Here is a 231-nt window from a genome sequence, read left to right on the forward strand (position 1 = left end):
TAGTAGCAGAACTGCGAGATATGGAGTTCGCAAAGGTAGATACTGTTTACGAAGATGGAGAATCTACGCAAGGTGTCTATTTTATAAAAGAAGTTACTGCAAAGCTTTCAAAATCTGGAGTTTATGGTAAAGATCAGATCCTTCTATTTTGTAAAGAAGGCGATCTTATCGTATATAGCTCTGTATTGTGTGGAGAAAATTTCCAAGCAAAAGCGGACGCGATGACACCAC

Annotated in this window: 1 protein-coding gene; it reads left to right on the forward strand. The window is 38.5% G+C overall.

Translation table 11 applies throughout. The annotated features are described in order from the left end of the window. The coding region (locus AC23MB_RS14565) for a cyclic nucleotide-binding domain-containing protein (protein WP_487787678.1) at positions 1–231 on the forward strand (231 nt) is incomplete at both ends.

The organism is Soonwooa sp. T0.1_25 (assembly GCF_057652215.1).